General features: G+C 66.6%; 15 protein-coding genes. 10 read left to right on the top strand and 5 right to left on the bottom strand.

Annotated features, from left to right (window positions below; genetic code table 11):
- Positions 1 to 92 precede the first annotated feature (92 nt).
- Positions 93 to 278: a hypothetical protein gene (locus FBY31_RS10240; RefSeq protein ID WP_142040161.1), complete on the top strand. Its 186-nt coding sequence runs from the start codon at positions 93 to 95 to the stop codon at positions 276 to 278.
- Between the two features lie 136 nt (positions 279 to 414).
- On the opposite strand, the gene FBY31_RS10235 is transcribed toward FBY31_RS10240, so the two are convergent.
- Positions 415 to 1,782: an 8-oxoguanine deaminase gene (locus FBY31_RS10235; protein WP_142040158.1), complete on the bottom strand. Its 1,368-nt coding sequence runs from the start codon at positions 1,780 to 1,782 to the stop codon at positions 415 to 417.
- Between the two features lie 446 nt (positions 1,783 to 2,228).
- Between FBY31_RS10235 and FBY31_RS10230 the strand changes: the two genes are divergently transcribed.
- The 8 genes from FBY31_RS10230 (at position 2,229) to FBY31_RS10195 (ending at position 11,894) form a co-directional block, all read left to right on the top strand.
- Positions 2,229 to 2,723, top strand: coding sequence for a nucleoside deaminase (locus FBY31_RS10230; RefSeq protein ID WP_142040155.1), 495 nt, complete (start codon positions 2,229 to 2,231; stop codon positions 2,721 to 2,723).
- A gap of 9 nt (positions 2,724 to 2,732) precedes the next feature.
- On the top strand, positions 2,733 to 4,253 hold the full coding sequence (locus FBY31_RS10225; RefSeq protein ID WP_142040152.1) for an NCS2 family permease: 1,521 nt from the start codon (positions 2,733 to 2,735) through the stop codon (positions 4,251 to 4,253).
- A 98-nt stretch (positions 4,254 to 4,351) separates the two neighbouring features.
- Entirely contained in the window at positions 4,352 to 5,617 is a 1,266-nt protein-coding gene (locus tag FBY31_RS10220; protein ID WP_142040149.1) for an XdhC family protein, read from the top strand.
- Positions 5,608 to 6,543 (top strand): FAD binding domain-containing protein, encoded by a 936-nt coding sequence (locus FBY31_RS10215; RefSeq protein ID WP_142040147.1) that lies wholly within the window; start codon positions 5,608 to 5,610, stop codon positions 6,541 to 6,543. Before FBY31_RS10220 ends, FBY31_RS10215 begins: the two co-directional genes overlap by 10 nt.
- A gap of 2 nt (positions 6,544 to 6,545) precedes the next feature.
- A complete protein-coding gene (locus FBY31_RS10210; protein WP_142040144.1) occupies positions 6,546 to 9,377 on the top strand; it encodes a molybdopterin-dependent oxidoreductase in 2,832 nt (943 codons plus the stop codon).
- Between the two features lie 95 nt (positions 9,378 to 9,472).
- The gene (locus FBY31_RS10205; protein WP_142040141.1) at positions 9,473 to 10,453 is read left to right on the top strand and encodes an aldo/keto reductase; all 981 of its coding nucleotides are present in this window, start codon (positions 9,473 to 9,475) and stop codon (positions 10,451 to 10,453) included.
- A 50-nt stretch (positions 10,454 to 10,503) separates the two neighbouring features.
- The gene (locus tag FBY31_RS10200) at positions 10,504 to 11,244 is read left to right on the top strand and encodes a HEAT repeat domain-containing protein (RefSeq protein WP_142040138.1); all 741 of its coding nucleotides are present in this window, start codon (positions 10,504 to 10,506) and stop codon (positions 11,242 to 11,244) included.
- Positions 11,241 to 11,894: a uracil-DNA glycosylase gene (locus FBY31_RS10195; RefSeq protein WP_142040135.1), complete on the top strand. Its 654-nt coding sequence runs from the start codon at positions 11,241 to 11,243 to the stop codon at positions 11,892 to 11,894. The genes FBY31_RS10200 and FBY31_RS10195 overlap by 4 nt, the downstream gene beginning before the upstream one ends.
- Here the strand turns inward: FBY31_RS10195 and nboR are convergent.
- Positions 11,891 to 12,490 (bottom strand): nicotine blue oxidoreductase, encoded by a 600-nt coding sequence (gene nboR, locus FBY31_RS10190; protein WP_142040132.1) that lies wholly within the window; start codon positions 12,488 to 12,490, stop codon positions 11,891 to 11,893. The genes FBY31_RS10195 and nboR overlap by 4 nt on opposite strands.
- A 29-nt stretch (positions 12,491 to 12,519) precedes the next feature.
- Complete coding sequence (gene aceE / locus FBY31_RS10185; protein WP_142040130.1) at positions 12,520 to 15,273, bottom strand: pyruvate dehydrogenase (acetyl-transferring), homodimeric type; 2,754 nt, start codon at positions 15,271 to 15,273, stop codon at positions 12,520 to 12,522.
- A gap of 124 nt (positions 15,274 to 15,397) precedes the next feature.
- Between aceE and FBY31_RS10180 the strand changes: the two genes are divergently transcribed.
- Positions 15,398 to 16,162, top strand: a complete 765-nt coding sequence (locus FBY31_RS10180) for an SDR family oxidoreductase (RefSeq protein ID WP_142040127.1) — start codon at positions 15,398 to 15,400, stop codon at positions 16,160 to 16,162.
- Between the two features lie 24 nt (positions 16,163 to 16,186).
- On the opposite strand, the gene FBY31_RS10175 is transcribed toward FBY31_RS10180, so the two are convergent.
- Together FBY31_RS10175 and FBY31_RS10170 are read right to left on the bottom strand one after the other, a co-directional pair.
- Positions 16,187 to 16,567 carry a sterol carrier family protein gene (locus FBY31_RS10175; RefSeq protein WP_142040124.1) on the bottom strand — a complete coding sequence of 127 codons (381 nt, stop codon included), beginning with the start codon at positions 16,565 to 16,567 and terminating at the stop codon, positions 16,187 to 16,189.
- 53 nt (positions 16,568 to 16,620) lie between these two features.
- Positions 16,621 to 17,637 (bottom strand): asparaginase, encoded by a 1,017-nt coding sequence (locus FBY31_RS10170; RefSeq protein WP_142040121.1) that lies wholly within the window; start codon positions 17,635 to 17,637, stop codon positions 16,621 to 16,623.
- Positions 17,638 to 17,652 lie beyond the last annotated feature (15 nt).

Genomic DNA, 17,652 nt, shown 5'->3' with positions numbered 1-17,652 from the left:
CGAAGCGGCGTGGGCCGCCTTAGCCTATTCCACATAGCGAAAGTTGTCTTCCATTTCGCGGAACTATTCCAACGACCTCGAAGGAGGATCGGATGTACCAGCAGGACACCGCGCCGGTTGCACCGGCGCCCGTGGCGGCACCCTCGGTCCAGGAGTTCTACTTTCCCCTCGGCGGCGGGACGGATCCGGATTTTTATCTTCCCGCGGACCGTGAGCACGTTCCCGGACGCTTCTCGCGCTGGGTACATGGGCTCGCGGGGTTCGGCCCGCGCTCGTAGTTGCCGGGGCAGCGACGCAGATATTCATTGGTGATGCCCAAAAGGACTGGCGACACCCAAATTCCGGTGTCGCCAGTCCTTTTCCGCGTCGAAGGCAAATTTGCGCGTCGAGGAAGGTTTCGGCAGCTCCGGAGTCCTACCCGTTCACCAGCCGCCGGGCAGCCGCAGAGTGCTCCGCGATAAGTCTGCCAACATCCAATCCCGGGATCAGGCCGTCCACCACGCGCCACTGCCCGCCCACCATCACCCGGTCGGCCCGATCGGCGGCGCACAACAGCAGTGCGGCAACCGGATCGTGGCTGCCGGAGAAGCGCAGGTCATCGAGCTTGAACAGCGCCAGATCTGCCTGCATTCCGGGAGCAATCTGGCCCAGCCCGGGACGGCCCAGTACTGCAGCCGACCCGCGGGTGGCCCAGGACAGGGCGCGCTCCACCGGCACATCTGCGCCGTAGCGCAGCCGCTGGAGGTAGAGCGCCTGGCGTGCTTCCAGGATCATGTTCGAGGCATCGTTCGACGCCGAGCCGTCCACTCCCAGCCCCACGGGCACTCCCGCGTCCTCCAGTTCCAGGACCCGGGCTGTGCCTGAGGCAAGCCTCATATTTGAGGTGGGGCAGTGCGCGACGGCGGTGCCCGCGGCTCCCAGCCTTGTGATCTCCGCGTCGCTGAAATGGACGCCGTGGCCCAGCCAGGTACGGTCCGTCAGCCAGCCAACGCTTTCCAGGTAGTCCACGGTCCGAAGCCCGAACATCTCCCGGCAAAAGTCCTCCTCATCAAGGGTCTCGGCGAGGTGGGTGTGCAGCCGGACGTCCAGCCGTTCGGCGAGGGCGGCGCTTTCGGCCATGATCTCCCTGGTAACCGAGAATGGCGAGCACGGCGCCAGGGCAACCTGGATCACGGCGTCGTCGCCGCGCTCGTGATACTGCTGGACCAGCCGTTCGCTGTCGGCCAGCACCACCTCTGCTGCCTGCACCGTTGACTGCGGCGGCAGGCCGCCGTCGTCCCTTCCCAGCGTCATGGACCCGCGGGTGAGCGTGGCCCGCATGCCGAGCCGGCGGACCGCCTCCACCTGGATGTCGACCGCGTCCTCAAGGCCCGCGGGGAAGAGGTAGTGGTGGTCGGCAGCCGTGGTGCAGCCGGACAGCAGCAGTTCCGCCAGTGCCACCGTGGTGGCGAGCTCGAGGTCCCGCGGAGTGAGCCGGGCCCACACCGGGTACAGGTTCTGCAGCCAAGGGAATAAGGGGGCGTTCACCACCGGACCCCAGGCGCGGGTGAGGGTCTGGTAGAAGTGGTGGTGCGTGTTGATCAGGCCCGGCAACAGCACATGGTTTCGGGCGTCAAAAGCCTCGTTGCACGGTTCGGACGGCTGCTGCCCGGCCATAAGGACCTCCACGATTTTCCCGCCGCTGACCACCAGTCCGCCCGAGGCGTCGAGATGGTTGGCGGTGAAAGCCGCTTGCGGGTTTTTGATCCACAAGCGGGAATCGGGTGCGTTGGATGGCGTCATGGTTGTCCTTCTCTGAGCGCAATTGATTTATTCCAGCTCAGTGAGACCCTGTCTGCTGATCCAGGTGGCCGCGCCCGCGAAGCAGGCCGCGCCCGCGAAGCAGGCAGTGCCCGCGAAGCAGGAAGTTTCCGGAAGCCGCGCGGCTGGGACCTAGGCTAGAAGGCGCGAGGACCAAGCGTCAACGCCTTGCGGATTATGACCGGGACGGGTGAAGCTCCCGAAACATGGATTTCACATGGCGAAATTAAATTTCCAGAAGACTATGGCGCAGCCCACATTCAGGTGCTAATCTCGATCTTGCCAAAGGCGGGCACCCGGTCACCGGGAAGCTATCTACCAGGCGCAACTTAACCTTCACAGCACATGCTGAAGCCTGGTAACCGTCGCACCTGGTTCTACTGGTCCTGCAAGCGGCATCGGGCTTCCCGGCAAAAGGAAGTCGCATCATGAGTACCACCGTCACGGCCGAACAATTTCTGGCCAGATCCATCAGGTTGGCCACGGCCAACGTCCTGAACAGCGGGGGCCCCTTTGGAGCCATGATCGTTACGGCTGACGGCCGGGCGTTCGAGGGCGTCAACCGCGTCACGGCCGATAACGATCCCACCGCACACGCAGAGGTCACCGCCATCCGCACGGCCTGCCGCGAACTTGGCACCTTCGACCTCACCGGCGCCGTCCTCTACAGCAGCTGCGAGCCATGCCCCATGTGCCTGGCCTCCGCGCTCTGGGCCCGGGTGGGAAAGGTGGTCTTCGCCGCCGACCGGCATGACGCCGCCTCCGCTGGCTTCGATGACGCGGTTTTCTACGAATACTTCGACAACCAGGACAGGGATTCCCTGATGCCGGTCTCGAAGCTGGTGCTGGACGATCCCGAGGCTCCCGCCCCGCTGGAACCGTTCAACAGCTGGAACACACTCGAAACCAGGATCGATTACTAGGCGGCTGGGATGACCATCCTGGACAACTCCCACGAAGAGCATTCGGCTCCCAGTACCCGCACTCGCCAGCCCGCAACAGGCACTCCCAAACCACCGGCGCCGGACTCCTTCCTGGACCGGTTCTTCCAGGTCACCCAGCGCGGTTCCACCCTGGCCCGCGAATTCCGCGGCGGCCTGGTCACCTTCTTCACCATGGCGTACATCGTCATCCTCAACCCCCTGATCCTGGGCGGTTTCAACGCGGACAACGCCCCCACCGACGTCGCCGGGGGATGGCTGTCCGCCGCCCAGGTGGGCGCCGTCACCGGGCTGACCGCCGGTGTGATGACCATCCTCTTCGGGCTCATCGCCAACCTGCCCTTCGGCCTCGCCGCCGGGCTCGGGATCAACTCCTTCCTGGCCGTTTCGGTCATCCAGGAAGTCACCTGGGCCGAGGCCATGGGACTGGTGGTGATCAATGGCATCCTGATCGTGCTCTTCGGGGTCACCGGCGCCCGGACCGCCATTTTCCGGGCGGTGCCCAAGGAGCTCAAGGCCGCCATCACCGTGGGCATCGGCCTGTTCATCGCCTTCATCGGCTTCGTGGATTCCGGCTTCGTGCGGGCGACGGCGGGCGGACCGCCTGTCCAGCTGGGCGACGGCGGCTCCATCACCTCCGTTCCCACCCTGGTGTTCGTCGTCGGCCTGCTGGCCATGGGCATCCTGGTGGCCCGCAAAGTCCAGGGCGGACTGCTGATCGGCATTGTGGCCACCACATTCCTGGCCGCCCTCGTTGAAGCAATATTGAAGCTCGGACCGGCCAGCAGCACCAACCCCGGCGGCTGGCACCTGAACACCCCGGTGCTCTCCGGCCAGCTGGTATCCGCACCGGACCTGGGCCTGGTGGGACAGTTCGACCTCTTCGGAGCATTCGGCCGGATCGGCGGACTGGCGGCCACCATGCTGGTGTTCACCCTGGTGTTCACCAACTTCTTCGACGCCATGGGCACCATGACCGGCCTGGCCAAGAGCGCCGGCGTCGCCCACAAGGACGGAACGTTTCCCCGGCTGAAGTCGGCCTTCATCGTGGAAGGCCTTGGCGCGGTGGCCGGCGGGGCCACCTCGGGCTCGTCCAACACGGTGTACATCGACTCGGCCGCCGGTATCGGCGAAGGCGCCCGGACCGGGCTCGCGTCAGTGGTGACCGGTGTCCTGTTCCTGGGCTCGATGTTCCTCACGCCGCTCACCAGCGTGGTTCCGCTCGAGGTGGCCGCCGCAGCGCTGGTGGTGGTGGGCGCGATGATGATGGCGCAGATCCGGGAGATCAAGTTCAACAAGTTCACGGTTGCGCTGCCGGCGTTCCTCACGATCGTCACCATGCCACTGAGCTACTCGATCGCCAACGGCATCGGCGTGGGCTTCGTCAGCTGGGCCATCATCGGCGCCGCATCCGGCAAGGCGAAGAAGATCCATCCGCTGATGTGGGTGGTCAGTGCCGGCTTCCTGGTGTACTTCGCCCGCGGACCCATCAACCTGCTGCTGGGCGCCTGACCGCACCCGAAACACGGGGGCCGGGCCAAAGCTTGGCCCGGCCCCCGATAGGAACGACAATATGGACACCACCGCAGCGCGGAAGAAGGAGTGCCGCCATGCTTGACCTGATCCCAACACTCGGCGGCTGGGCCCCGGCCCTTGCCCGCCAGCGGTTTGCGGTGGCCACCATCGTGCGGGCCAGCGGCTCCGTTCCCCGGCCGGTGGGCACCTCGATGCTGGTGTCCGAGGATGGCTCGATCCTTGGCAGCCTGTCCGGCGGCTGCGTGGAAGGAGCCGTCGTGGCGGCAGCGCTGGAATCAATGGACGACGGCGCCACCCGCCGTGAGACGTTCGGCTTCAGTGCCGAAGATGCTTTCGCCGTGGGGCTCACCTGCGGGGGAGAGCTGGACGTGCATATTGAACCGGCCAACAGAACCCGTGGATGCCGGCTTGGAGAGGCGGTGCAACAGTTAAGCGCCTGCGCGCCGGACCACCCGGTGGCGCTGGTCCGGAGACTGGACCCGCAGCCCGGTGGTGGCGGCAGCAGCGCCGTCGTGATTCCCGAACCTGGTTCCGCCAGTGTCCCGGGGCATCCGGAACTGGCTGCTCTGCTGGACTCATTGCCGGACACATCGCCGGACACAGGCGGAAACGCCGGCACGCGAAGGGCGCGCGCCGCCCGGCTTGAGTCCTTCCTGCACGCCGGAGGCACCGGCGTCCTGAATCTGGCCGGTGCAGGCCTGTGTGCTGGAGAGGCCATCGTGCTGGTGGAGTCCCGGCTCGCGGCGCCCCGCCTGCTGGTCTTCGGCGCCAACGACTTCAGCGCCGCATTAATACCGGCCGCCAAACCGCTGGGCTACCACGTCACCCTGGTGGACGCCCGCCCGGCCTTTGCCTGCCAGGCACGTTTCGGACCAGCCGACGAAGTAGTCACGGCCTGGCCGCACCAGTACCTTGCAGCAGAAGCGGCCGCAGGACGCGTGGACGGCAGGACCGTCATCTGCGTCCTTACCCACGACCCCAAGTTTGATATTCCCCTGCTCCAAACCGCACTGGCATTGGACACCGCTTTTATCGGAGCACTTGGATCACGGCGCAGCCATGTGCAACGGGTGGACGCACTTCTGGACAGGGGAGTGGGCCCTGAGCGGCTCGCCCGGCTCCATTCACCGCTCGGCCTGGACATCGGGGCAGTAACCCCGGCGGAGGTGGCGGTATCCGTCCTGGCCGAACTCATCGCCGCCCGGAATAAGGCGGCATCGCACCAGCCGTTGAGCGAGACCTCCGGCCCCATCCACCAGCCGGCCGCGCCACCGCTAAACACCCCCGCCCCCGCACCGGCGCCCACCAACGTTAAACAGCAGGAGATCGCATGGACATGAACACCATCGAGGCGGTGGTCCCTACCACCGACCCCGCACAATGGCGCGACGGTGACGCTTGGCTGGCTGGCGGTACCGTGCTGTTCTCCTACGGCAGCTTGGCGTTTGGTCCACGGCCGTTGAGGCGCCTCCTGGACCTGGGCTCCGCCGGCTGGACACCGGTGACTGTTACGGATGCCGGCATCGAGCTCGCCGCCACCTGCACCATTGCTGAGCTTTACAGCCTTCCCGGGCAGCGGGGCCTCTCCCCGGACACCTGGCCGGCACTGGACCTCATCCGCCCCTGCTGCGACTCCTTCGTGGCCTCCTTCAAGGTGTGGAACATGTCCACGGCGGGCGGCAACCTGTGTACGTCCCTGCCCGCCGGCCCCGTCATCTCGCTCTGCGCCGGACTGGATGGCACCGCCACCATCCTCGGCCCCGGCAGCACCACCCGCACCGTCCCGGTGACCGAATTCGTCACCGGCGACGCGACGAACTGCCTGGCACCCGGCGAGCTCCTGCGCAGTATCCGGCTCCCGGCGTCGGCCCTTGCCTCCCGGGTGGCCTTCCGTCGCCTTTCGCTGAGCAACCTCGGCAGGTCCGGGGTGCTGCTGATCGGAAGGCTCGACGCCGGCACCTCCTTTGTCCTCACCGTCACCGCTGCCACCAAGCGGCCCGTGCAGCTGCGCTTCGACGCGCTGCCGAACACGGACACGCTGGCAGGGGCCCTCGACGAGGCGGTCCCCGCCGACCTTTACCACAACGACATCCACGGGCTGCCGGCCTGGCGCAGGGACATGACCTACCGATTGGCCGAGGAGATCCGTGCCGAGCTCGCTGCCCCTGCAGGGGCTCCCGGGTTCCGGGTCTCCGGCGACTTCTGGCCGCCGTCGGACCGTGGACACGACGCCCAGGGACTTTACCCACAGCAGGAAGGGGCCTGATCATGGCCATTGAGATCAACGGCGTATCGGCTGGGATTGCGCCGCGCCCCGGCCAGTGCTTGCGCACCTTCCTGCGGGAGCAAGGCAACCTCGGCGTCAAGAAGGGCTGCGACGGCGGCGACTGCGGAGCCTGCACGGTGCACGTGGACGGCACTCCAGTGCACAGCTGCATCTACCCCGCCATCCGGGCAGAGGGGCACGCTGTCACCACTATCGAGGGTCTGGCTTTAACTGTAGGCGACGGCGCGGAGCTCCACCCTGTCCAGCAGCAGTTTATGGAGCGGCAGGGCTTCCAGTGCGGGTTCTGTACCGCGGGCATGGTGATGACGGCCGCAACGTTCGACGACGAACAGACGGAGAACCTGCCCCGGAACCTCAAGGGAAACCTCTGCCGCTGCACCGGATACCGGGCCATCTCCGACGCAGTCTGCGGACAGGCCGGCCATCCCGATCCGAAAGGGCAGGGCTCAGGGATAGCGGGAGCAGGGCAGCCGGATCCCGAGCCCGGGCAGCTGGGCGACGACGTCCCCGCACCTGCCAGCCGGGCAGTGGTTACCGGCACCGCCCGCTACACCCTGGACGTTCCGGCAGACCAGCTGCAGGGCCTGCTCCACCTCAAACTCCTGCGCTCGCCGCACGCGCACGCCCGGGTGCTGTCCATCAACACTGACGCCGCGATGAAGGTCCCCGGCGTGCTGGCCGTCTTCACCCACCAGGACGCTCCGGAACAGCTGTTTTCAACCGCCCAGCACGAACTGTTTACCGATGACCCTGACGACACGCGTGTGCTCGATGACGTGGTGAGGTTCCGGGGCCAGCGCGTTGCCGCGGTGGTGGCTGAAACAGTAGCCGCCGCCGAAGCTGGAGTGCGGGCACTGGAAGTTGAATACCAGGAACTGCCCGCTGTCTTTACACCGCAGGATGCACTGGTCCCCGGTGCGCCGCTGGTGCACGGGGACAAGGAGGGACCGGTGTCGCGCATTTCCCGCCCGGAACGCAACGTGGTGGCCGAGCTGCACTCCGAACTGGGGAGCGTGGCCGAGGGCTTCGCCCAGGCCGACTTCATCCACGAACAGACGTACCAAACCCAACGCGTCCAGCACGTTGCCCTGGAAACCCACGCGGCCATCGCGTCGGTGGACAGCGAGGGACGCCTTCAGGTCCGCACCTCCAGCCAGGTTCCCTTCTTGGTCCGGCGCACCCTGTGCCGGGTCTTCAAGCTTCCTGAAGAGCAGGTCCACGTGGTGGCTGGCCGGGTGGGCGGCGGTTTTGGCGGCAAGCAGGAAGTCCTGACCGAGGACATCGCGGCGCTCGCGGCCCTGAAATTAGGCCGGCCGGTCCAGCTCGAATTGACCAGGACCGAGCAGTTCACCGCCACCACCACGCGGCATCCGTTCACCATCAAACTCCGCGCCGGCACCAGTAATGACGGCCGGCTGACAGCCCTGGAACTGGATGTCCTGACCAACACCGGCGCCTACGGCAACCACGGGCCGGGTGTGATGTTCCACGGCTGCGGCGAATCCTTGAGCGTCTACAACTGCGCCAACAAAAAGGTGGACGCCCACGCGATGTACACCAACACGGTTCCGGCCGGGGCCTTCCGCGGCTACGGGCTGAGCCAGATGATCTTCGCCATCGAATCCGCCATGGACGAGCTCGCGGCTGGCATCGGGATGGATCCCTCGGAATTCCGCCGCCGGAACATGGTGCGCGAAGGCGACCGGATGCTGTCCACCCAGCCGGACCCCGAGGAGGACGTCCACTATGGGAGCTACGGGCTGGACCAATGCCTGGACCTCGTCCGGGACGCACTGGCCCGCGGCCGCGAGCGTTACCGGGCCGCCGGCCTGGACGAACTGGGGCCGGACTGGCTCACAGGCGAGGGGACGGCGCTGTCCATGATTGACACCGTGCCCCCGCGCGGCCACTTTGCCCACTCCAGGCTCCGGCTCCTGCCGGACGGGACGTACCAGGCTGACGTCGGAACCGCCGAGTTCGGCAACGGCACCACCACCGTCCACGCGCAACTGGCGGCCACGGCGCTGTCCACGGAAGCGGCACGGGTAGCGGTGCGTCAATCCGATACCGACCTGGTGGAGCACGATACCGGTGCGTTCGGTTCGGCCGGGACGGTGGTTGCCGGAAAGGCAACGCTGGCCGCCGCCGAGGAACTGGCCGTGCGGATCCGCGCTTTCGCGGCGGGGATCCACCAGACGCAGGCGTCCGCGTGCGTCCTTGACGGCGACGCCGTCATCATCGACGGAGCGTCCGTGGCACTGGCTGAACTTGCGCGGGCGGCTGCGGAAGCCGGCGTCGAACTCGCAGCGGAAGGGCGCTGGGGCGGGACGCCGAGATCCGTGGCCTTCAACGTGCACGGCTTCCGGGTAGCGGTGAACCGCGGCACCGGCGAGCTGAAAATCCTGCAGAGCGTGCAGGCGGCGGACGCCGGCGTGGTGGTGAACCCGCGCCAGTGCCGCGGCCAGATCGAGGGCGGGATTGCGCAGGCCATCGGTGCGGCTCTGTATGAGGAGGTGGTGGTTGACGACGCCGGCCGGGTCACCACGGACATCCTGAGGCAGTACCACATCCCCACCTTTGCGGACGTGCCGCGCAGCGAAGTGTACTTCGCGGACACCAACGACAAGCTGGGGCCGCTGGGTGCCAAGTCCATGAGCGAAAGCCCCTTCAATCCGGTGGCGCCGGCCTTGGCGAACGCCATCCGCAACGCCACCGGGGTGCGCTTCGCTGCACTGCCCATTGCGCGGGACAAGATCTACCTGGGACTCAAGGAAGCGGGGCTGGTACCCAACCTGCAGCGCTCAGCCATCTGAGGATCAACGTGCGGGCCCGTGCGGCGGCGGCATCATCGGCGCGGCGGGGGCCGTAAGATTCCAGCGGCTGCGCAGCCACACCATATAGTCGAGGGATGGAACATCGGATTTTAGGCAAGACCGGACGGAACATCTCCATCGTGGGGCTGGGAACCTGGCAGCTTGGCGCGGATTGGGGCAATGTGGACCCGGCGCAGGCACAGGCAATCCTGGCTGCTTCCGTTGAAGCGGGAGTGAATTTCTTTGACACCGCCGACGTCTATGGTGACGGCAGGAGCGAGCAGGCTATCGGCAAGTTCCTCGCAGACAACCCGGGGCTGGACATCACGGTAGCCACGAAGATGGGCCGCCGCGTGGACCAGAAGCCGGAGCACTATACGCTGGCCAACTTCCGCCAATGGGTGGACCGGTCACGGAAGAACCTGGGCACCGACACCCTGGACCTGGTCCAGCTGCACTGCCCGCCCACTGCGGTATACAGCAACGCCGAAGTCTATGACGCCCTGGACACCTTGGTGTCCGAGGGCGCCATCCGCAACTACGGCGTCAGCGTGGAGCGCACCGACGAGGCCCTGGAAGCAATCCGCCACGAGGGGACGGCCTCCGTCCAGATCATCCTGAATGCTTTCCGGCTCAAGCCCCTGGATGAGGTCCTTCCGGCGGCGAAGGCAGCCAACGTGGGCATCATTGCGCGTGTGCCGCTCGCGTCCGGCCTGCTCTCCGGCAAATACACCAAAGAGACCACCTTCGCCGAGAACGACCACCGGAACTACAACCGCAACGGCGACTCCTTCGACGTCGGCGAAACGTTCTCGGGCGTGGACTACGAGCTGGGGCTGAAGGCCGTGAAGGAGTTCGAGCAGTTGGTTCCGGCCGGCGCCAGCACTGCCCAGGCGGCCATCGCCTGGATCGCGGCGCAGGACGGCGTCACCACGGTGATCCCCGGGGCACGCAACGTTGAGCAGGCGGCGGCGAATGCTGCCGCGGCATCCGTGGGCGTCACTGAAGAGTTCGACGGCGGCGTCCGCTGGATCTACGACCACTACTTCCGCGAGGCCATCCACCCGCGCTGGTAGCGGAAGGGGTCTCCGGGGCCAGGCGCACGTCGGGGGCGAGGAGGTGACCGGTGACCAAGCGGTCGGATTATCGGGCTGTGCTGGAATCGCTCCCGCCGGGGCAATGGGTGGCCTACCTCGGCGCCGAGTCAGGGCTGCCCGGCCCCCGCGGCAACATCGAACTGGCTGAGGCGTTCGGCGACGTGGCGGATCCTGACCTGATCCGCCTGTTCGCCCAGAGTCCGGACGAGTACCTTGCCGTGTGTGGCGCCGTCGGCTTCGGCCGCCTGGTTGCTGAAGGCGATCCGGACGCTGCCGAAAGCCTGAGGGTGCTGGCCGAAGACGACCGTTGGCGGGTCCGTGAGGGCGTTGCCATGGCCCTCCAGCGGCTGGGGGATGCGGACATGCCGGCGTTGTGGGCTTTAACGGAACAATGGCTGGACGATGGACCCTTGGTGCAGCGCGCCATAGCGGCCGGGATCTGCGAACCCCGCCTGCTCCGCGCGCCGGAAGATGCAGCCAAGGCCGTGGAGGTCCTCGAGCTGATCACGGCTTCAGTCGAAGGAACGGATCCGGCGTCGCGGCGGGCGGAACAGTTCCGCGTGCTGCGCCAGGGGCTCGGCTACTGCTGGAGCGTCGCCGTGGCCGCCTGGCCGGCCACGGGCTTCCCGCGCCTGGAGAGATGGGCAGCCAGCCAGGACAAGGACGTGCGCTGGATCGTGCGCGAAAACCTCCGAAAGGCCCGCCTGGCCAAGGCGGACGCCCCGGCAGCGGACCGCGTGGCCGCCATCCTGAATCACTCCGAAGCATGACCGGCTCTGCCATCGGCGCCTTTATAGACCGGCTGGCGACGGTGGAAACAGGGACTGATTGCAACAACTTTTTTGACCCTGCAGTTCCGGAGAACGCACTGCGCCGTTGGAACCTGGAGCTTTACCTCGAGGAGATGCTGGACCGCTCGCCCAAGGTGCTGCTGCTGGGCGAGGCCCCGGGTTTCAGGGGTATGAGGATCACCGGGGTTCCGTTCACCAACCGCACCATGTTCCAGGGGCCGGCCAACAGCTTCGGCCTGTTCGGCCCGGGCAAGGGCTACTCGCTGCCGCCGGAGGCCGCGGAGGTCGCGGCCGAGCCCACGGCGACCGTGATGTGGGAAGTCCTGGCCGAACTGCAGTTCCTGCCCCTGCTGTGGAGTGCGTGCCCCTGGCATACCCATCTTCCTGGGAAGCCGCAGTCCAGCCGGACGCCGACGGTTGCCGACGCCAGGCTCGGGATCTCGTTCTGGCAGTCGCTCGCGGAGCTGTTCAGCATTAAAACAGTGGTGGCCGTAGGCAACGTGGCACACCGCAGCCTGCTGTCCAGTGGAATGGAGGTGCCAAAAGTCCGGCACCCCTCCCACGGCGGAAGAACCGGTTTCAAGCAGGGCCTGGAGGAGCTGTTAAGCACCGGGGTGATCCGCCGCTAACCCAGGAGGTACAGCTGCGCCGGCGTGTCAACATCCAGTCCGCTGGAGAGGTCGCTGCAGTCCACCTCGTCCACCAGCTCCGGATGGGCCCGTAGGAAGCCGCGCGCCCCGGCGTCGCCCGTTACTGTGACGGCCACGCGGTCCCGGAGCCCGGCGTCGATGACCAGCGGATGCCCCCGGCGGCGGCCTTGGTCGTAAGCGGCTGCGGTGATCCGGCCAGGACGGTGGGCTGCAAGCAGCCGCTCCACCGTCCGGGTGGTTATGCCCGGCTGGTCGACGAGGGCGACCATCAGATGGTCACGGGGATCGGCAAAGGTGTTGCCGAGCAGGAGGGAACTGCCCATCCCTGACGCCCATTCATGGTTCACGACGGTCCGGTAGCGGTCCAGTTCGGCGACGGCCTCGACGTCCCGGGCACCTGCCCCCAGGACCACCACAACCTCCCGGCAGCCGCCGCCGAGCAGCGCCCCGGCGACCGATTCCACGAGCGGCCGGCCGTGATACGGAAGCAGGGCCTTGGGGCCTTTGCCCAGCCTGGTGCCGGCGCCGGCCGCGAGCACAATCCCCGTGGTCCTGGTGGCATCCGTGTTCCCCATAGCTGCACCTTAGCGGAGTTCCTGTCCCTCTAGGCGTCGCCGCCTGCCCCTCCGGTGGTGCCGGCTCTGACGTCCAGTAGCTTGTACCGGTCCATGGCGTACGACGGCGCGCCCTCCTCCACTTCACCCCTCGCCGCGAGCATTTGCAGCGCTTTCACGACGATGGAGTGGATATCGATCTTGAAGAAGCGGCGGGCTGCGGCGCGGGTGTCGGAGAAGCCGAAGCCGTCGGCGCCGAGGGTGGCGAATTCGTTGGGGACGAACTGGCGGATCTGGTCCGGGACTGCCTTCATGTAGTCGGACACGGCGACGACGGGGCCGGTGGCGCCTTCGAGTTGTTGGGTGACGAACGGGACACGGGCGGGCTGGCCGGGGTTGAGGAAGGCTTCCTCTTCGGCGGCGAGGCCGTCGCGGCGCAGTTCGTTCCAGGAGGTGACGGACCAGACGTCGGCGGAGACACCCCAGTCGTCGGCGAGGAGCTGCTGTGCTTCCAGCGCCCAGGGCACCGAAACGCCGGAGGCGAGGATCTGGGTCCCGGGACCGTCGATCTTTGCCGGGTTGAGCAGGTAGATGCCCTTGATGACGCCCTCGACGTCAAGCTCTTCGGGTTCGGCGGGCTGGGTGATCGGCTCGTTGTAGACCGTGAGGTAGTACATGACGTTTTTGTCGGGCGCAGTTCCGGTTCCGCCCTCCCCGTACATGCGTTCCAGGCCGTCGCGGATGATGTGGCCCATTTCGTAGCCGTAGGCGGGGTCGTAGGTGACCACGGCCGGGTTGGTGGAGGCCAGGAGCGGGGAGTGGCCGTCGGCGTGCTGGAGGCCTTCGCCGGTGAGGGTGGTCCGGCCTGCGGTGGCGCCGATGATGAAGCCGCGGGTCATCTGGTCCGCTGCTGCCCAGAAGGCGTCGCCGGTGCGCTGGAAGCCGAACATGGAGTAGAACACGTAGACCGGGACCAGGGGCACGCCGTGGGTGGCGTAGGCGGTGCCGGCGGCGGTGAACGCTGCCACGGCGCCGGCTTCGTTGATGCCGGGGTGGATCAGCTGCCCGGCGGGGGATTCCTTGTAGGCCAGGACCAGGTCACGGTCCACCGAGAGGTAGTTCTGGCCCTTGGGGTTGTAGATCTTCGCGGTGGGGAAGAACGCGTCCATGCCGAAGGTGCGTGCCTCATCCGGGATGATCGGGGCAATGTGCTTGCCGAACTCCTTGTCCCGCATCAGGTCCTTGAGCAACCGCACGAACGCCATGGTGGTGGCGGCCTGCTGCTTGCCCGAACCCCGCTTGGCCACCTCGTAGGACTTCGCATCCGGCAGGGTGATCTGGGCGTGCTTGCTGCGGCGCTCGGGTACCGACCCGCCCAGCGCTGCCCGGCGCTCCAGCATGTACTGGATCTCGGGTGCATCGTTGCCGGGGTGGTAGTACGGCGGCTGGTACGGGTCTTTTTCGAGCTGCTCATCCGTGACCGGAATCCGCAGGTGGTCGCGGAACTTCTTCAGGTCATCGAGGGTGAGTTTTTTCATCTGGTGGGTCGCGTTGCGGCCCTCGAAGTGGGGCCCGAGTCCGTAGCCTTTGACGGTTTTGGCGAGGATGACGGTGGGTTTGCCCTTGAATTCGGTGGCGGCCTTGTACGCGGCATAAACCTTGCGGTAGTCGTGGCCGCCGCGTTTGAGGTTCCAGATCTGGTCATCGGTGAGGTCCGCGACGAGGTCCTTGGTGGCCGGGTCCTTGCCGAAGAAGTGTTCGCGGACGAACCCGCCGGATTCGGCCTTGTAGGTCTGGTAGTCCCCGTCGGGGGTTTCGTTCATGATCTTCACCAGCGACCCGTCGGTGTCGCGGGACAGGAGGTCATCCCATTCCCGGCCCCAGACGACCTTGATCACGTTCCAGCCCGCGCCGCGGAAGAACGCTTCGAGTTCCTGCATGATCTTGCCGTTGCCGCGCACCGGCCCGTCCAGGCGCTGGAGGTTGCAGTTGATCACGAAGTTCAGGTTGTCCAGGTTCTCGTTCGCGGCGAGCTGGAGCAGGCCGCGGGATTCGGGCTCGTCCATTTCCCCGTCGCCCAGGAACGCCCAGACCTGCTGGTCGGAGGTGTCTTTCAGGCCCCGGTTGTGCAGGTACCGGTTGGACTGGGCCTGGTAGATCGCGTTCATCGGCCCGATGCCCATGGACACGGTGGGGAATTCCCAGAACTGCGGCATCAGCCGCGGGTGCGGGTAGGAGGACAGGGCATGGCCCTCGCGGGACTTTTCCTGCCGGAACCCGTCCAGGTCCTCCTCGGAGAGCCGGCCTTCCATAAACGCCCGGGCGTACATGCCGGGGGAGGCGTGGCCCTGGAAGAACACCTGGTCCCCGCCGCCGGGGGCATCCTTGCCGCGGAAGAAGTGGTTGAACCCGACCTCGTACAGGGTCGCAGCACCGGCGTAGGTGGAAATGTGTCCGCCGACGCCGATGTTCGGCCGCTGGGACCGGTGGACCATCACCGCGGCGTTCCACCGCATGTACGCCCGGTACCGGCGCTCGTATTCCTCGTTGCCCGGGAACTCTGCTTCCTGGTCCACCGGGATCGTGTTCACATAATCGGTGGTGGTCACCATCGGCACGCCCACGCTCTGCGCACCCGCGCGCTGCAGCAGGCTCCGCATGATGTATTGGGCACGCTCGGTGCCCTGTTCCCTGATCAGCGAATCCAGGGACTCAACCCACTCGGCGGTCTCTTCCGGATCACGATCAGGCAGCTGGTTAGTCAACCCGCTGAGGATATGGGAGGTATCTTCTCCTGCAGCCATGGCAGCCTCATTTCGTCGTTGAATACTAGGCACTCTTTCTCATATTACGAGAAAACTATTTCGCTTAGTGAGATTAGCTAGACTAGGTGGAATGGTCAATTGTGACCGCGAGAAGGAGAGTGGAATGGGAAGCACGCAGAAGCAGCAGGGCCGGATCGCAGTGGTCACCGGAGCGGGTTCCGGCATCGGCCGGGCGGTCGCCCGCCTCCTCCTGGCCGACGGCTACGCCGTTGCCCTCGCCGGCCGGCGCGAACAGCAGCTGGTGGAGACGGCGGACGGCCATCCGCATGCCCTTCCGGTCACCTGTGACGTCACCCGGCCCGACGACGTCGAGCACCTTTTCCAGGCCACCCGCCAGAGGTGGGGGCGGGTGGACCTGCTGTTCAACAACGCCGGCGTTTTTGGTCCGGCGGCCAGCGTGGACGAGATCTCGCTGGCCGACTGGGACGCTACCCTCGCGGTAAACCTGACGGGGTCCATGCTCTGCGCCGCGGCCGCCGTCCGCGCCATGAAGGCGCAGGATCCGCAGGGCGGCCGGATCATCAACAACGGTTCCATCTCCGCGCACTCGCCGCGCCCACGGACGGTGGCCTACGCCGTTACGAAGCACGCCATGACCGGGCTGACCAAAAGCATCGAACTGGACGGGCGGGGGTTCGGCATCACCTGCGGACAGATCGACATCGGCAACACGGCCACGGAGATCATGGACACCATCGGCGTGGGCGCGGGGGCGCTCCAGGCCGACGGCAGCCGCCGGGTTGAGCCCACTTTCCCGGTGGAGGATGCTGCCCGCGCGGTCCTGATGATGGCCAACATGCCGCCGTCGGCAAGTGTGGGGTCCGTGGTGATCACCGCGGCGGGCATGCCGTTCATCGGCCGCGGCTGACCCCTGGGGCGCAAAACTCCCGCGCTACAGCGGAAGGAGGGCCGAGAGGTCCGCGCGCAGGCCTGAGGCGGCCACCCTGCCGGCCGCGACTGCCTCCGCCCAGTTCAACTGCCCGGTGGCCATCGCAAGCCAGGTGGCGGCGTCGCACTCAATCACGTTGGGCGGTGTTCCGCGGGTATGGCGGGGCCCTTCCACGCATTGCGTGACGCCGAAAGGCGGCACGCGCACCTCCACCGAGTTCCCCGGCGCCCGCGCGGTGACTTCCTCCAGGGTGTACCGCACCGCGGTGGCCAGGACGGCCCGCGGAACGGGAGGAACGTCCGACGACGGCCCGGCAGCATTCCGCCATGCCTCCACCGCCGCAGCGCCTTCCTGGGGGTCAATACGACGGCGGGCTACAGGCATGTTTGCGCGTTCTTTCTTCCAGGCATGAATGGCAAAGGCAGTTGGAGGAAAACCTAGTCGAGGAGCGCGGAAACTGCCGGGCCAAGACGGATCTGGCCAACAGGTTTTCCGCCGCCGAGCACCGGCTCCACCACTTTCTCGAGGACGCTGGCAACCCCCGGAATCTCCACGGCGCCGGCAGCAGCAAGGAGGGTCAGGGCCACCAGGGAAGTGGCACGGACATTCCCGTCCAATATTTTGACGGCCACGGAAACGCCCTGTGGCGTGGCCATGGCGAGGACACCTTCGGCACCAACCTTGGCAATAATCTCCAATTCGTCCATCACCAGGGTGTTGGGCTCGCCTCGGCCTTGCACTGCCCATGGGTAATCAAGCATTGATGTTGCGATGGTGGCGGCCCTGGCGTTGAAGCTCTGGTCGCCGGGCGCCTTGGCCAGCTGTGAGAAACCCCGGGCCAGGCCCTTCAACGAGACGGCGGCCACCGGCGCGCCGCACCCGTCGATTCCCAGGTGGGCTATCTTTTCGCCCGTGTACTCCTCAATAACGCTGCAGACCCGTTGCTGCAGCGGATGATTGGGCTCCAGGTAGCTGTGGGTATCCCAGCCGTTTTCGGTGCAGGCCCACAGGAAGGCGGCGTGCTTTCCCGAACAGTTGAACGCCAGCTTTGATTTGCCGCGTTCGGACCGCACCAGCCAGTTCCGGGCTGTTTCATCCTGCGGCCACCCCTCCGGGCACTGCAGCTGGTCCTCGCGAACCCCGGCCGCCTTCAGCATGCCGGACACCACGTCCATATGGTCCAGTGAACCCACGTGGCTCGCGCACGCCAAGGCCACCTGTGCACCCCGGAGGGGGACGCCGGACTGCATCGAGGCCAGTGCCTGGAACGGTTTTAAGGCGGACCTGGCGAAGATCGGTGTGTTGATGTCGCCAAGCTCTGTGACAACTGACCCGTCCGCTGCAAGCAGTACGGCCGAGCCGATGTGCCGGGACTCCACAAAGCCGCTGCGCTCGATCACGGCCAGTTCGACGGCGGAGTCCACGGTAAAGGTGGCATGCGGGTTATGCGGCATGTTGCCAGTCTATGG

The sequence above is a fragment of the Arthrobacter sp. SLBN-100 genome (assembly GCF_006715305.1).
Taxonomy (GTDB): domain Bacteria; phylum Actinomycetota; class Actinomycetes; order Actinomycetales; family Micrococcaceae; genus Arthrobacter.
Note: the sequence above shows the minus strand (reverse complement) of the source record. Positions and strands in the feature narration are given on the sequence as shown.